Below are 13775 nucleotides of genomic sequence, written 5' to 3' on the forward strand. Positions count from 1 at the left end.
TTTAAGTTATGCGGCTATGGTCTTAGTTACCAGAGCTGCGTAGAAGTTTGCCTCTGCTTCCGCTGGTGGGATGTTCCCGATGGGCTCGAGGAGGCGGCGATTGTTGAACCAGTCGACCCATTCCAGAGTGGCGTATTCCACGGCGTCCAGACTGCGCCACGGGCCACGGCGGTGGATGACCTCCGCCTTGAAGAGACCATTGATTGTCTCGGCCAAAGCGTTGTCATAGCTGTCACCGACGCTGCCGACCGAGGGTTCGATTCCTGCCTCGGCCAAGCGTTCGGTGTATTTTATCGCCAGGTATTGCGATCCGCGGTCTGAGTGATGGATCAGTCCCACACCAGGCTGCCGCTGATGAACAGCCTGTTCCAAAGCGTCGAGAACGAAGCCTGTGTGAGCCGTGCGGCTGACGCGCCACCCAACGATCCGGCGCGCGAACGTGTCGATCACGAATGCCACATAAACGAACCCTTGCCAGGTGGCGACATAGGTGAAATCGCTGACCCAGAGCATGTTCGGTGCCGGCACCCGGAATTGCCGGTTTACCTTGTCCATCGGGCACGGCTGCTTCTTGTCAGGGATCGTCGTTTTATGCGGCTTGCCCCGGATGACGCCCTGCAGGCCCAAATCCTTCATCAACCGGGCTATCGTGCATCGGGCCACATCAAATCCTTCCCGCCGCATCTGGCGCCAGACTTTGCGCACGCCATAGACCTTGTAATTCTCATCGAACACGCGCTCGATCTCGGGGCGAAGCTCGTCGTCGCGCTTGAACCGATCCGAGCGCAGATCAGGGTCGGCCCGTTTGGCCAGATGATCGTAGTATGTGGACGGGGCAATCGGCAGGTGCTTGCAGATCGGCTCGACCCCGAGCTCTCCACGATAATCGTCGATAAAGGCGATCATGACTTCGGTCGGCGGTCGAGCTCCGCCATCGCAAAATACGCCGACGCCTTCCGCAGGATCTCATTCGCCTGCTTGAGTTCGCGGTTCTCGCGCTCCAGCGCCTTCATCTTCTCGGCCATCTCGGTACTGACCCCAGCACGGTCGCCACGATCAATCTCTGCCTTTTTGACCCAGTCATTCAGCGTGTTCGTCGAACAGCCTATCTTCGCCGAGATCGATACGATCGCTTGCCAGCGGCTCTCATGCTGACCGGCGTTGTCCAAAACCATACGAACCGCTCGCTCGCGCACTTCAGGGGAATATTTGTTCGTTGTCTTGCTCATGATGCTCCATCCTACTCAAGAGTTGGAGCCTCCGGCAAACCCGGAGCGGTTCACATGATAGTATCTGCAACTGTCGTCGTTGCGGGAGCGATGGTTGTTGCAGGCATAGTCGCCTCGTGACGCTTGGAGTGGTACGTTGATCAGCGCCGGTGAAGACGGGGAAGCCTTGGGCTTTCAGCAAGCACTTGATCGCGCGTCCTCGCTCCTGCGTACTCATCCTCGCATCGTCTTCATGATGTGCGGGATAGCAGGATCAGGGAAGACAACCTTCGCCCAAGCATTAGAGGGCATGGGCTGCCGACGGCTATCTATAGATGAGGAAATTTGGCGTACCTATGGTCGCTTTGGTGTCGACTATCCTGAGGATGAATATCCCATCTTGCAGGCTTCGGCAGAGAAAATACTGCGCGAGCAACTCGTCGAAATGCTGCAGACAGGAACAAAGGCGGTAATCGACTTCAGTTTCTGGAAATCCCAAACGCGAGCTGACTACCGTGAGCTTGTGCATCGTAATGGTCACCATTGCCAAATTGTGTTTCTGAAAGTTCCAGAGAACGTGCTGCGGAAGCGATTAGTTAATAGAGCTTCCCGTCGCGATGCTAATGCGGCCTTTCCAATGGGAGTGTCATGAACTATGTGTATCTGGCCCGGCCCATGCGGTTTCAGATACTCAAGCGTCGAAGCGCTCGCCGAACATTATGGCGAACTGGTTGCGGGCTGCAAACCATTCCCGGACATTTCGGCCATCCTTTTCGAATTTGCGGATTGCCAGATAGATCAACTTGGTTGCGGCCTCGTCGGTCGGGAAGGAGCCCCGCGTCTTGATCGTTTTCCGGATCACGCGGTTCAAGCTTTCTATGGCATTCGTGGTGTAGATGATTTTCCGGATCGCGGGATCGAAACCAAAGAACGGGATCACCTCCTGCCATGCCCGGCGCCAGGCCGGGGCGATGGAGGCGTATTTCCCGGCCCATTTCTCCTCGAAGGCATCGAGCTCGGCCTCGGCCATATCGGCGGTCGGGGCACTGTAAATCCGGCGTAGGTCCGCAGCCACGGCCTTGCGGTCCTTCCAAGAGCAGAAATTCAGGGAATGGCGCACCAGATGCACGATGCAGGTCTGGACCATGGCGTCCGGGAACGCGGCGGTGATGGCCTCAGGAAAGCCCTTCAGCCCGTCCACGACCGCGATCAGGATGTCCTGCACGCCCCGGTTCTTCAACTCGTTCATCACCGAGAGCCAGAATTTGGCGCCCTCGTTCTCGGCGGTCCACAGGCCCAGAACCTCACGGCTCCCATCACGGGTGACGCCCAGGGCGACGTAGACGGCCTTATTCTTCACTGTCCGGCTGTCGGCGTCACGGATCTTCACCCGTAGAGCGTCGAAGATCACGATGGGATACATCCGATCCAGCGCGCGGGTCTGCCATTCCCTGACCTCGTCCAGCACCGCATCGGTGACGCGGCTGATCAGGTCGGGCGAGACCTTCAGGCCGTAGAGATCAAGCAGGTGAGCCTGGATGTCCCGGACCGTCAGCCCGGCCGCATAAAGCCCGATGATCTTGTCATCGATCCCGTCGATCCGGGTCTGGCCCTTCTTCACCAGCTCGGGCTCGAAGCTGCTGTCGCGGTCGCGAGGCACCGCCAGCGGCAGTTCGCCGTCTTGGCTCTTCAGCACCTTGCTCGAGGCGCCATTGCGGCGGTTGGTCTGGCCGGGTGGAGCGTCTTTGCCTTCCTCGTAGCCAAGATGCGCCGTCAGCTCCGCGCCCAGCATTCGTTCCATGAGCTTGATCTTCAGCTCTTTCATCAGCCCGGCATCGCCGAGCAGATCCTCAGGGCGCTCCACACCCTTAAGCAGTTCGTCCAAGATGTCTTTCGAAATAGTCATTCATGCTTCCTTTCGGTGCAGCATGAACCGGATCAGCCATACACAAAAGGTCGGACACTCTCTTTCCAATTACAGACGATCTCCTACAGCGCTACATCCAAGGCTTTGAGCCTCCCTCCGGTCAAGATGCGTGGACCGTAGAATAATCCATTGTCGAAGACTTTTTGTGGGCAAGTCAGGTCGTCTATTTTCGCTCGTCAACTCCACTGAAGCATATTCCGTTGATATCAACCACATCTCCAGGTTGGTCAGTTCGGCACGAACGGTAGGCTACGCGCCGCGCCAGATTACTAAGGGCGCTGCCCTCGCGCGGCACAAGGGAACTCTCCGGCCTTTCGCGGCATAAACGGCCCACTCCCCGCAAGCGGGTCCCCTCTCATTTATTCCACGGTGCCAAAGACTTCCCTTGCACCTTGCTACCCCGGTCTCGCCGACGGGCAAGGGTTCAGGAGCGGCGCTTCGCTTCTCTGAACCCCAAACCCAAAGGAAGAAAGACATGACCGGCAACACCGATACCTCCCGCAACGTGATTTTCAATGCCGATTGTATCCAGGCGATGCGCTCATTTGACGGGGGATCAGTGAACTTCATTCTGACCGATCCGCCCTATCTCGTGAACTATCGCGATCGTAACGGCAGGAAGGTGGCGAACGACGACAACTCCCGCTGGCTGCGGCCCGCTTTCAATCAGATGCATCGCGTTTTGAAGGATGGTGGTTTTTGCGTCAGCTTCTACGGCTGGAATAAGGTCGATTTGTTCATGGACGCATGGAAGGCGGCAGGCTTTCGCGTTGTCGGGCATATCGTTTTCCGCAAGCGTTATGCGTCATCGGCGAAGTTCCTGCGCTATCAGCATGAGCAGGCTTACTTGCTGGCGAAGGGCAATGTTTGTCTGCCCGAAAACCCCATCCCGGACGTGATCGACTTCCCCTATGCGGGTAACAAGCTTCATCCAACGCAAAAGCCCGTCGAGGCCCTGACGCCGCTCATCGAGGCGTTCACGAAGCCCGGCGACATTGTGCTGGACCCGTTCAGCGGCAGTGGTTCCACCTTGGCGGCAGCGCAGCAGCTCGGCCGCAACTGGATCGGCGTCGAACTGGACAGCCGGCACCACGAGACGGCCAGCAGACGGCTTGCATGGATGCAGCAGCAGAACGGAAGGGCGGCGGCATGAGCCGCCCCACCTTTCCAACGGACCGAGAGAGGATTTTGCAATGCGCTGGATCGTGACCGCCGACTATTGGGGAAACTGCCTTGGCATGGGAGAAGACGCGGACGGCGTTCCTACCCGTGGCACGCCGGAACAGGCCGACGCCCTGCCGATGGAGTTCTGGCTTTGCGACGCAAAGGAAAACGTGGTGTTCGAAGGCCGTTGCGGCGACATTGAAGCGGATTGGTGGCATGGCTTTGAGCCGCTTATCGCGACTTGGAACACGTTCCGTTGCCGTCGCCTCTATTATCGCCGCGCTGGAAGCAAAGAACCCTGGCGCTTGCTTAAGCAGCCATAAGCCGAACGCTAAGGCGGGAGTTGAAGGAGTTCCGAAGCCTGTGCTTGGCTCCGTGCTCTGCCAAAAACAATGGAAAGCATCTACCAGATCAGTTGGAACGATCTGCTGTTACTGCATGTCCCACTGGCCGCGTTGGAAATTGCGCTCGCCGGCACCGCCGGCTCGCGAGTCGAAGCGAACGGGGTTTTGAGGGCGCACACATCCAATGCGTTCATTGGATATACGATCCGGTTATCTTGAAAGAATGGCTACCTCCGCCACTGGCCATGGCTGACGCTTGTGATAGGGGCGGTAGTACTGAAATCGAAACGCCGCCCTACATAGGGAGGTGACGCCATGCTGTTGGGCATCGATTGGCGTACATCGGCGGACTACAGACATACGAAGACCATCCCTGCCGCCGGTTTCGCTTGGGAATATCTGCGGCGCGACGACGAGTATCATCACGATTTCCGCGCAATTTCGCGAATGAAGAACCCTACAGGCTCCCGGCTCGATGCATTCGCACGACGCTGGGGGTTGCGATTTCCCCTGCGATCCTGAAACGCTCGCCGACCGGCAATCCCAATTCTGGATTCCGAGCCTTCAGCCCCAGGCCGTCATGTTGTCGCCGGCGCCAGCGCCGGAGCCGGCCAGCGCCGAGACGCCGGGCTTCACGCTCGCCCACCTCGATGGTCTCGATCTGCGGCGGGCGGACGATGGCTGGCATGGACTCTGGCGCGTGGATGGCGTCGCGCATCAGTTCTGGCTTCCCGAGGCGGTCCCCGACGCGGCGGCGTTCTATACCGTCACCCTGCCAATGGATTCCTTTCTCGAGCTGCGTGCCCATGCGGCGCGGCGCTTGTGGCGGTCCCTGAACGGGCGCGCGCCAGGCCCGGATTTCCGCACCATGCCCTCGCAGCTGCGCCAGTTTCATATCCTCTCTCTGCGCGCGCTTGACGCAAAGCTGCATGGCGAGAGCCATCGCACCATCGCCGAAGTGCTGCTCGGTTTTCGCGGCGACAAGACCGATTGGGAGAACGACCCGCGCCGCAACAGGGCCCGCCGCCTGGCCGCCCATGGCCTCGCCATGATGAAAGGCGGCTACCGTCTGCTGCTGCACTATCCTGTCAAGCGCCGACACGAATAGCCCCGCCATCGCAGACGGCCGCAATGGGGGCCGTGAAAGTATAGACACAAATTCGGCCCGCTACAGGTCGCCGATTCCTCGCCAAGGTTCGCCACAGCCCGCTGTCGCCGCTGACAGCAGCATCGACCGACGAACCTGAGGTGATCCCATGCCCGACCCGCTGGCGGACCTGCCACCGAGATTCCTGCGCACCAAGGAGGCCGCGTATTTCCTCGGCCTTTCGCGCCGAACACTTGAGAAGCATCGCACCTATGGCACCGGCCCGGTTTATCGGAAGGTTGGCGGCCGCGTCCTCTATTCGATCCGCGATCTGGAAGCCTGGACCGAAACTGGCGCCCGCAAATGCACGCGGGACAAGGACGCCGGCACGGTCTTTCCCCCGCACCCGCTCACGCCCGACGAACGGAATCGGCTCTGAATGTTGCGGGACAACGATCACAGCCCCGCCCGACCGGAGAGCGCCAGCGAGCGCAGCCGCCTCCACCCCTTCGTGGTCGCAACCGGCGACGCCGCACCGCGCGACCAGCGAGACCTGATGGAGCGGCCTTTCTTCTCCCTGGCGAAATCGCCGCGCACCAAGCCGATTCTCTACAAAGCCGCCGATGTCGAGGTTCAAGTCCTCGGTATGCCCGAGCACGGCATGGCAACCATCTGGGACGCCGACGTGCTGATATGGGCGGCGAGCCAGATCGTCGCGGCCGAGAACAACGGCCTCATCACGTCGCGCTTCTTTCGCTTCATGCCCTACCAGCTTCTGCGCGCCATCGGGCGGGCGACGGGCAACCGGGACTATCTTCTGCTCAAGGCGGCACTCGCACGGCTGCAATCCACTGTCATCGCCACCACGATCCGCAACGGCGCGCATTGGCGGCGGCGGCAATTTTCTTGGATCAACGAATGGGAGGAAATGACCACGCGCGCCGGCCGCGTCGAGGGCATGGAATTTGTCCTGCCCGAATGGTTTTACAACAGCGTCATTGATCGCTCGCTCGTGCTGGCGATTGATCCGGCCTATTTCCGGCTGAAGGGTGGCATCGAGCGCTGGCTTTACCGCGTCGCGCGCAAGCACGCCGGCCGCCAGCCGGAAGGCTGGTCTTTCGAGGTCGCTCACCTTCACCAGAAGTCCGGCAGCCTCGCCCGGCCGTCCGACTTCGCGCTCGACCTCCGGCGGATCGCTGCCCGCCAGTCGCTGCCCGGCTACCTGCTCCAGATCGAATGGGAGAACGGGCAGGAGCTGCTGCGTTTCCTTCCCGAAAAACTATCCACAGTGCCTGTTGATAACCATGTGAATCCTATCGGGACATCAGGCGCACGCAATATCGGGACATCAGGCGCAAATCGTTCGCCAGACTCTATAGAAGAATCTAACAAAGAATCTTCTTTAACTGTTTCTGTGGGTGTGAAGCACGCGCCCAGTGCCACCCGCGATCATCTTGCCAATGATCCTGGGCGTTCGCAACAAGCAGCATATGAGCCATCCCGATCTGTCCGTCTTCCGTGGATTCCAGCCATCAAGCCGGAGGACACGCCATGAGCGGATCATCGATATCACCCCGAGCGGCTCACGCTTCTTTCCGTGGTCGATATCAGGATCGCCACAAGCAGGGATCGGAAGGTCGGGCGGCCAAGCTAACTCGCGTCTTCGCTGTCGCAGAATGCGATGCGGACAAGATTCTCAACGTGCTCACCCGAACCCTCGTCCCCTCGGGGGACATCTCTCCGCGGCAGCGGAACTCTCAGCCTATGTCAGCCGGCATCCATGCGGATGACAGGCAAACGGCGTTAAACAGAAGGACTGGGCTTCGGCCCGATTGCCTGACCGTCACCCGTCTTCCAGAGGAAGGTGGTTCCCTCGACCCAAATGCGGTGCATCAGAACGGCCATCCGGCGCGCAAGCGCGGTGACCGCGCGCTTATGGCCCCGGTTTTTCACCAGCCGCATGCCCCATGCCTTGAGCGACGACCAGCGCTTCACGCGGATGAGCAGGATGTGCGCGGCCTCGTAGAGCGCCGCGCGTGCCATCGCGTCACCGCTCTTGGACACGCGCCCAGTCCAATCGACCTCGCCAGACTGGTAGGCGCGCGGCGTCAGCCCCAGATGTGCGCCTACCGATTTGGAGCGCCGGAACCGAGATGGCACGTCGATGGTCGCACGATAGGTCAGCGCCACAATGGGACCGACGCCGGGAACGGTCATCAGCCGGCGGCACACGTCATCGTCACGGACGAAGTTCATCGCCACCTTTTGCAGGTTGGCATATTCGACAGCCAGAGCGCGCCTCGCGGTCAGCATCGGATTGAGCGCCCGCATCAGCATCGCACGGTCGCCGGCGAGTTCCAGAACGCGCACCTCGAAGTTGCGCTTGGACACCACGCCCATCTTCAGACCGAAGCTGCGCAACATGCCCCTGATCGCCAGCTCGATATCCATCAGCTTGCGCACCAGCGTCTGCCTGGCCACCAGCAGGAAGCGCAGTTCCTGCGCGGTCTGCGTCTTCACATGCACGGCGCGGAACCAGCCGGTGCGCATGATGTTGGCGATCCCGCGCGCATCGTTGCGGTCGGTCTTGTTCGGCATGGCCGACAGCGCCGCCTTGGCGTGCCGCGTCTCGATGCACACGACTGGCAGACCGGCTTCGGCCATGCCGCCGTAAAGCCATTGCGACGGAGCGCCGGCTTCAAGGCCAATCCGCTTCATCACCATGCCGCACTGCGCGAAGAACGCGACGAGGTCGTCCGGTGTCCGTCGTCAGATAATTTGGGGCAGTTAGTTGGCTGAACTAAGAGAGGGTCTGGCTCATCCGGTTGATTTAATTATGCGGCGGAATTGCGGTGAAGCAAACGTCGCGTTTCGATGGTTTTTCGTTTGATCCTCTCTCGTTGTTTTAGAATGGCTTGTCCGCGACCGAAGTAGACATCGGCGGGCGTGAGGTTATGCAGGCTCTCATGATAGCGCCGGTGGTTGTAATGCTCGACGAAGGCCTCAATTTGGCTGCTGAGTTCGCCGGGCAGGTAATAGTTCTCCAGCAGGATCCGGTTTTTCAGGGTCTGGTGCCACCGCTCGATCTTACCTTGGGTTTGCGGGTGATATGGGGCACCGCGAACATGCTCCATTTTTTGATCTTCCAGCCACTCAGCCAGTTCAACCGAGATGTAACTGGCTCCGTTGTCACTGAGGAGCCGCGGTTTGTGAACGACGGTTGCCTGATCGCAGCCGGAGGCCTGCAACGCCAGATCCAGCGTGTCGGTCACATCCCCCGCCTTCATCGTGGTGCAGAGTTTCCAGGCGATGATATAGCGACTGTAATCATCCAGGATGGTCGACAGGTAGAACCAGCCCCAACCGATGACCTTCAGATAGGTGAAGTCGGTCTGCCAAAGCTGGTTGGGTCTCGTCGTCTTGTCCTTGAACTCATCGGCGGCGGATAAAACCACGTAAGCCGGGCTTGTGATCAGGTCGTGCTCCTTGAGGACGCGATACACGGAAGACTCTGATACAAAATATTTTTCCGTGTCCGTGAAGCGCACGGCCAGTTCCCGCGGCGACAGTTCGCTTTCCTCCAGCGCCAAGCTAACGACCTTCTTGCGAACAGGCTCGGGAATACGGTTCCAGACCCGTGACGGTCTCGAACTGCGATCTTCCAGCGCTTCGGGGCCGCCCGATAGATACCGATCATACCAGCGGTAGAAGGTAGCCCTGGGGATGCCCAGCTTGTCCAAGGTTCGCTTCGTCGGCAAGTGCGACTGCTCGACCAAACGAATGATCTCCAGCTTCTCGGATGCAGGGTATCTCATGAGTCGTCGCCCCCATCCCCGAGAATGCTTTTTTTGAGCAGGCGAAGCTCGAGCGCCTGCTCGGCAACAACTTCTTTGAGTTCGCGGGATTCACGACGCAGGGTTTTGACTTCGGTCGAGTTTGCCTCTCGCGCCGTGTCGCCGGCGAGACGCTTCTTGCCGGCCTCGAGGAATTCCTTCGACCAGCTGTAATACAGGCTCTGAGCGATACCTTCCCGGCGACACAGCTCAGCAATGCTGTCCTCACCTTTCAGGCCATCCAACACGATCCTGATCTTCTCTTCCGCTGAATACTGTTTGCGGGTTGCGCGCCGGATGTCTTTGACAACCTTCTCGCCATGGCTCTGTTTGGGTACGGATTTCTGTCTCATCTTCACTCCTTGGTGGTTACGATGAGCCAGAAATCCTCTCTTATCAAATCGCCCTAAGCTGTCCCATTGGCGCTGACGTCACACAGCGCCGCCCAGCGGCCTGTGGGTTTCGGCCGGGTCCAGTCGCCGTCATAGATCAGCAGCCGGCCACCGGGGCGGAGGATGCGGAACCAGTCGGCGAAGGCGGCCTCGGGCTCCACCAGTGTCCAGACGAGATGGCGGCAGAGGATCGCGTCATAGCTTTCGCCGTGTTCCATCGTGCGTCCGGCATCCGCCAGCAGAAAGCGCAGGCGCGGCTTTCCGGCGTGCTTGTCCCGCGCCACGCGCAGCATGTCCTCGGAAAAATCAAGTGCCGTCACCTCATGTCCGAGATTGTGGACCAGCCGCGTGACCTCGCCCGTGCCGCAGGCAAGCTCCAGCACCCGCGCCGGGTCCGGACCCAAATGGTCGCGCATCGGCTGCGCCCAGGCGTCCGCCTCCGGCCCCGGCGCGATGCGGTGGCCGAAGGCCAGATCGAAGGTCTGCGCCCGGCGCGACCAGTAATCGCGGATCTCCTCGGTCAGATCGTGATTTGCCGTCACCGGGCCACCGCCTCCAGTATTTCCTCGAAGCGTTGCCGCGCGCGGTCCGGCAGATCCTCGGGCAACTCGCGTGCGGTCGGCCCGCCGACCTCTATCAGCATCACCATGCCCATGGCGTAATGCGGGCTGCACTTGATGCCGTAGAGGCCCGGCTCGGTCAGCGTCACCGTGACATCCTCGTCGATCTGGGTTTTGAACGGCTCTGCCCCTTCGGGGATCATGCCGTCGATGACCGCGGCATTGTGGCCCGGCTGGGCCGGGACGAAGCGCACGCTGTCGCCGGGCGCGATGGCCAGAAACTGCGGCTCGTAGATCATCGGCCCCTGGTCGTTCCGCGTATACATCCCGACCTCATGCGTCTCGGCCAGGGCGGTGCCTGCCGTGAGGCAGGTCAGAAGAAAGGCGGCAGCGGTTTTCATCGGACATTCTCCAGACAATGGAAACGGAAGATCGTGGCGCCGTCGGCCGGATCGTGCAGCGGCGTGGCGCGCACCCGGAAGATGGCGGCGAGGCGGTCGGGCGTCAGAACCTCGGCCGGCGGGCCGCAGGCGATCAGGCGTCCGTCTTCCATCACGCCGAGCCGGTCGCAGCCCATCGCCTGATTGAGGTCGTGCAGCGCCATGATCACCGTGACCGGCAGGTCGCTGACCAGCCGCAACAGCGTAAGCTGGTGGTGGATGTCGAGATGGTTGGTCGGCTCGTCCAGCATCAGAAGGCGAGGACGCTGCGCCAGCGCGCGGGCGATGTGGACGCGCTGGCGCTCTCCGCCCGAGAGGGTCGACCAGGCGTCGCGCGCCATATGCGCCATGTCGACGGCGGCCAGCGCCTCCTCCACGATCCGCGTGTCGGCGGGGCCGAAGGGTGCCAGCGCCGAGAGCCAGGGCGTGCGCCCCAACTCCACCGCGTCGCGCACGCTGAGCGCCTCGGAGGTGTCGGCCATCTGTTCGACCAGTGCGATCCGCTGCGCCACCTCGCGCCTTGTCAGCGCGGAAAGCGGCCGGCCGTCGAGATGCACCGCCCCCGCCGGGCGCGGCGCAAGACCGGCCAGCAGGCGCAGCAGCGTGGACTTGCCCGATCCGTTCGGGCCGACAAGGCCGAAGGTCTCGCCGGGTTCGACGTCGATGCTGACGCCATCGACGATGCTGCGCCCTCCGGCGCGCCAGCCCAGATCGGTTGCCCGCAGCTTCACGGCCGCCTCCGGTTGCGCACGAGGATCAGCGCAAAGCCCGGCGCGCCGACCAGCGCGGTGACGACGCCGATGGGCACCACCTGTCCCGGAATGAGAATGCGCGAGGTGACGTCGGCCGCGATCAGGAACATCGCCCCCGCCAGCGCAGCGGCCGGAATGAGCCGCCCGTGTCGCGGACCGACGACGAAGCGCATGGCATGGGGGATCACCAGGCCGACGAAGCCGATGGAGCCCACGAGGCTGACCATCGTGGCGGTCATGAGCGTGGTCGCCCCGATCAGCACGACCTGCACCTGACGCACCGGAATACCCAGCGCGGCGGCCGAGGACGTGCCGAAGGAAAAGGCGTCCATTGCGCGGGCGAACCACAGACAGGCGAGGAACCCCAGCGCCACCGCCGGCGCGGCCAGCGTGACATCCGGCCAGCGCACGCCCGACAGGTTGCCCAGCAGCCAGAACATGATGCCGCGTGCCTGTTCCGCATTGGCGGATTTGGCGATGAAGAACGATGTCAGCGCGTTGAACAGTTGCGAACCTGCGATCCCCGCCAGCACCAGATGCGCCGAACCGCCCCCCGCCGCCCGCGCCAGCGCTGCGACCAGCAGGAAGGCCAGCGCAGCCCCGCCAAAGGCGCCGGCCGATATGCCGACAAGGCCGCCGCCGACGCCGAGGATCGTGACCGCCACCGCCCCGGTTCCGGCCCCGGCGGAAACGCCCAGAAGGTAGGGATCGGCCAGCGCGTTGCGCACCAGCGACTGCAACACCACGCCGGACAGCGCAAGCCCCGCGCCGCAGGCCGCGGCGACCAGCGTGCGCGGCAGGCGGTAGCTCCAGACGATGCCGGCGTCGATGGGATCGACCGCATGGCCCGCGCCCCACAGGTTGTTGGCAAAGACTGCCGCGATGGTGGCGACGGGCAGGGGGGTCTCGCCGATGATCACACCGGCGAGGATCGAAAGCGCAAGCGCGGCCGCCCCCGCCGCTGCCCAGAGCGCGACGGGCCGCAGCACTGCGGCGGGGGCGGCGGTATCCGTCATTGCAGGTCGAACTCCGCCAGCGCGTCGGAGAGTGTTTCCAGCGCGCCGATATTGCGGATCGACGGATCCATGCCATGCGCGTCCAGGATGACGATCCGGTCGTTCTTCACCGCCTCCATCTGGCTTGCGACGGGATCGGAGCGCAGGAATTCCAGCTTCCGCTCCACATCGTCGGCCTCGAACCGGCGGCGGTCCATGCGGGCGACGACGATCACGGTGGGATCGGCGCGGGCGATGGTCTCCCAGCTTACGGTGGGCCATTCCTCGTTACTGTCGACCACGTTCCTGAGCCCGAGCGCCTGCATCATGTAGGCCGGCGCGCCGCCCTGGCCGGCGACATAGGGGTCGATGTCCATCTCTGCCGAGGAAAACCAGAACACCGCCGATGCCTCCTTCAGGCCGAGGCCCTGCGCCTTCTCGATCGCCGCCGCCTCGCGCGCCTTCAGATCGGCGACCAGCGCCTCGCCGCGCCCGGCCACGTCGAAGATCTGCGCCAGGTCGCTGATGCCCTGATAGAGGCTGTCCATGGAATACAGCTCCAGCCGGGTGCCGTCCGAGCCCGCGGTGTTGTCCTTGCCGACGCAATCGGCAGGCAGCGTATAGGTCGGGATGCCGAGGTCGGCGAACTGCTCGCGCGTGGCGACGATCCCCTGCGCGCCCACATGCCATTCGTATTGCACCGCGACCAGACCGGGACGCTTGGCCACGACGCTTTCGAAGCTCGGATCGTTGTCGGCGAGCCGTGCGACCCCGGCGTTCAACTCGGCGAATTCGGGCAGCACCTCGGTAAACCAGACGGAGGTTCCGACCACCTTGTCGCCAAGGCCCAGCGAATAGAGGATCTCGGTCGCGGCTTGCCCGACCGTCACCACGCTTTCCGGTGCCGCGTCGAACGTCACCTCGACACCGCAATTGGCGAGCGTCAGCGGGTATTGAGTTTCGGCCTGCGCTGGCAGCGCAAGCCATGCGGCGCCCAGGGCCGCCGCGGTCAGGGGTCTGATGAACATGAATCGTCTCCGGTATGTGATGCGACCGGAGACAGGGAGGGAATG

General features: G+C 62.1%; 16 protein-coding genes and 1 other annotated feature. Of the genes, 7 read left to right on the top strand and 9 right to left on the bottom strand.

Translation table 11 applies throughout. From position 1 onward, the window contains the following. Positions 1-6 precede the first annotated feature (6 nt). Positions 7-1229, bottom strand: a protein-coding gene (locus P73_RS05185; protein WP_420836116.1) for an IS3 family transposase whose coding sequence is annotated in 2 segments (ribosomal slippage) — positions 7-941 and positions 941-1229 — 1224 coding nt in all. Because the reading frame shifts where the segments join, the coding sequence is not laid out codon by codon here. After that, positions 832-948: a sequence feature (AL1L pseudoknot), on the bottom strand. (Overlaps the previous gene by 117 nt.) Positions 1230-1365: 136 nt before the next feature. Between P73_RS05185 and P73_RS24795 the strand changes: the two genes are divergently transcribed. After that, complete coding sequence (locus P73_RS24795; RefSeq protein WP_202966939.1) at positions 1366-1860, top strand: P-loop nucleotide/nucleoside kinase family protein; 495 nt, start codon at positions 1366-1368, stop codon at positions 1858-1860. A gap of 39 nt (positions 1861-1899) precedes the next feature. On the opposite strand, the gene P73_RS05200 is transcribed toward P73_RS24795, so the two are convergent. Next, the gene (locus P73_RS05200) at positions 1900-3114 is read right to left on the bottom strand and encodes an IS256 family transposase (RefSeq protein WP_043867921.1); all 1215 of its coding nucleotides are present in this window, start codon (positions 3112-3114) and stop codon (positions 1900-1902) included. Between the two features lie 496 nt (positions 3115-3610). Between P73_RS05200 and P73_RS05205 the strand changes: the two genes are divergently transcribed. From P73_RS05205 to P73_RS05225, 6 genes are all read left to right on the top strand, one after another. After that, on the top strand, positions 3611-4288 hold the full coding sequence (locus P73_RS05205; RefSeq protein ID WP_043868759.1) for a DNA methyltransferase: 678 nt from the start codon (positions 3611-3613) through the stop codon (positions 4286-4288). A 40-nt stretch (positions 4289-4328) separates the two neighbouring features. Continuing rightward, complete coding sequence (locus tag P73_RS05210) at positions 4329-4622, top strand: hypothetical protein (protein ID WP_043868760.1); 294 nt, start codon at positions 4329-4331, stop codon at positions 4620-4622. Between the two features lie 336 nt (positions 4623-4958). After that, on the top strand, positions 4959-5165 hold the full coding sequence (locus P73_RS26740) for a transcriptional regulator domain-containing protein (RefSeq protein WP_247881899.1): 207 nt from the start codon (positions 4959-4961) through the stop codon (positions 5163-5165). Then, positions 5119-5751 (top strand): DUF2285 domain-containing protein, encoded by a 633-nt coding sequence (locus P73_RS05215; protein WP_174446902.1) that lies wholly within the window; start codon positions 5119-5121, stop codon positions 5749-5751. The genes P73_RS26740 and P73_RS05215 overlap by 47 nt, the downstream gene beginning before the upstream one ends. Before the next feature lie 148 nt (positions 5752-5899). Then, the gene (locus P73_RS05220; protein WP_043868761.1) at positions 5900-6169 is read left to right on the top strand and encodes a helix-turn-helix transcriptional regulator; all 270 of its coding nucleotides are present in this window, start codon (positions 5900-5902) and stop codon (positions 6167-6169) included. Continuing rightward, entirely contained in the window at positions 6170-7285 is a 1116-nt protein-coding gene (locus P73_RS05225) for a replication initiator protein A (protein WP_043868762.1), read from the top strand. 248 nt (positions 7286-7533) lie between these two features. Here the strand turns inward: P73_RS05225 and P73_RS05230 are convergent, their stop codons facing one another. The 7 genes from P73_RS05230 to P73_RS05265 all read right to left on the bottom strand — a co-directional run bounded on the left by P73_RS05230 (position 7534) and on the right by P73_RS05265 (position 13730). Next, complete coding sequence (locus P73_RS05230; protein ID WP_052453046.1) at positions 7534-8454, bottom strand: IS110 family RNA-guided transposase; 921 nt, start codon at positions 8452-8454, stop codon at positions 7534-7536. A gap of 110 nt (positions 8455-8564) precedes the next feature. After that, positions 8565-9916, bottom strand: a protein-coding gene (locus P73_RS05235; protein ID WP_139267244.1) for an IS3 family transposase whose coding sequence is annotated in 2 segments (ribosomal slippage) — positions 8565-9580 and positions 9580-9916 — 1353 coding nt in all. Because the reading frame shifts where the segments join, the coding sequence is not laid out codon by codon here. A gap of 53 nt (positions 9917-9969) precedes the next feature. Next, a complete protein-coding gene (locus tag P73_RS05245) occupies positions 9970-10497 on the bottom strand; it encodes a class I SAM-dependent methyltransferase (RefSeq protein ID WP_082033125.1) in 528 nt (175 codons plus the stop codon). Continuing rightward, on the bottom strand, positions 10494-10916 hold the full coding sequence (locus P73_RS05250) for a pseudoazurin (protein WP_043868765.1): 423 nt from the start codon (positions 10914-10916) through the stop codon (positions 10494-10496). Before P73_RS05250 ends, P73_RS05245 begins: the two co-directional genes overlap by 4 nt. Further along, the gene (locus tag P73_RS05255; RefSeq protein WP_043868766.1) at positions 10913-11686 is read right to left on the bottom strand and encodes an ABC transporter ATP-binding protein; all 774 of its coding nucleotides are present in this window, start codon (positions 11684-11686) and stop codon (positions 10913-10915) included. Before P73_RS05255 ends, P73_RS05250 begins: the two co-directional genes overlap by 4 nt. Beyond that, on the bottom strand, positions 11683-12723 hold the full coding sequence (locus P73_RS05260; RefSeq protein ID WP_043868767.1) for a FecCD family ABC transporter permease: 1041 nt from the start codon (positions 12721-12723) through the stop codon (positions 11683-11685). Before P73_RS05260 ends, P73_RS05255 begins: the two co-directional genes overlap by 4 nt. Next, positions 12720-13730, bottom strand: coding sequence for an ABC transporter substrate-binding protein (locus P73_RS05265; RefSeq protein WP_043868768.1), 1011 nt, complete (start codon positions 13728-13730; stop codon positions 12720-12722). The genes P73_RS05260 and P73_RS05265 overlap by 4 nt, the downstream gene beginning before the upstream one ends. Positions 13731-13775 lie beyond the last annotated feature (45 nt).

The organism is Celeribacter indicus (assembly GCF_000819565.1).
Classification (GTDB): Bacteria; Pseudomonadota; Alphaproteobacteria; order Rhodobacterales; family Rhodobacteraceae; genus Celeribacter; species Celeribacter indicus.

What these genes read in the sequence shown, in the direction of transcription:
- P73_RS05230 (WP_052453046.1), bottom strand. Translation starts at nt 8,454, where the DNA reads ATGGTGATGAAGCGGATTGGCCTTGAAGCCGGCGCTCCGTCGCAATGG.
- P73_RS05260 (WP_043868767.1), bottom strand. Translation starts at nt 12,723, where the DNA reads ATGACGGATACCGCCGCCCCCGCCGCAGTGCTGCGGCCCGTCGCGCTC.
- P73_RS05210 (WP_043868760.1), top strand. Translation starts at nt 4,329, where the DNA reads ATGCGCTGGATCGTGACCGCCGACTATTGGGGAAACTGCCTTGGCATG.
- P73_RS26740 (WP_247881899.1), top strand. Translation starts at nt 4,959, where the DNA reads ATGCTGTTGGGCATCGATTGGCGTACATCGGCGGACTACAGACATACG.
- P73_RS05250 (WP_043868765.1), bottom strand. Translation starts at nt 10,916, where the DNA reads ATGAAAACCGCTGCCGCCTTTCTTCTGACCTGCCTCACGGCAGGCACC.
- P73_RS05220 (WP_043868761.1), top strand. Translation starts at nt 5,900, where the DNA reads ATGCCCGACCCGCTGGCGGACCTGCCACCGAGATTCCTGCGCACCAAG.
- P73_RS05225 (WP_043868762.1), top strand. Translation starts at nt 6,170, where the DNA reads ATGTTGCGGGACAACGATCACAGCCCCGCCCGACCGGAGAGCGCCAGC.
- P73_RS05200 (WP_043867921.1), bottom strand. Translation starts at nt 3,114, where the DNA reads ATGACTATTTCGAAAGACATCTTGGACGAACTGCTTAAGGGTGTGGAG.
- P73_RS05205 (WP_043868759.1), top strand. Translation starts at nt 3,611, where the DNA reads ATGACCGGCAACACCGATACCTCCCGCAACGTGATTTTCAATGCCGAT.
- P73_RS05215 (WP_174446902.1), top strand. Translation starts at nt 5,119, where the DNA reads ATGCATTCGCACGACGCTGGGGGTTGCGATTTCCCCTGCGATCCTGAA.
- P73_RS05265 (WP_043868768.1), bottom strand. Translation starts at nt 13,730, where the DNA reads ATGTTCATCAGACCCCTGACCGCGGCGGCCCTGGGCGCCGCATGGCTT.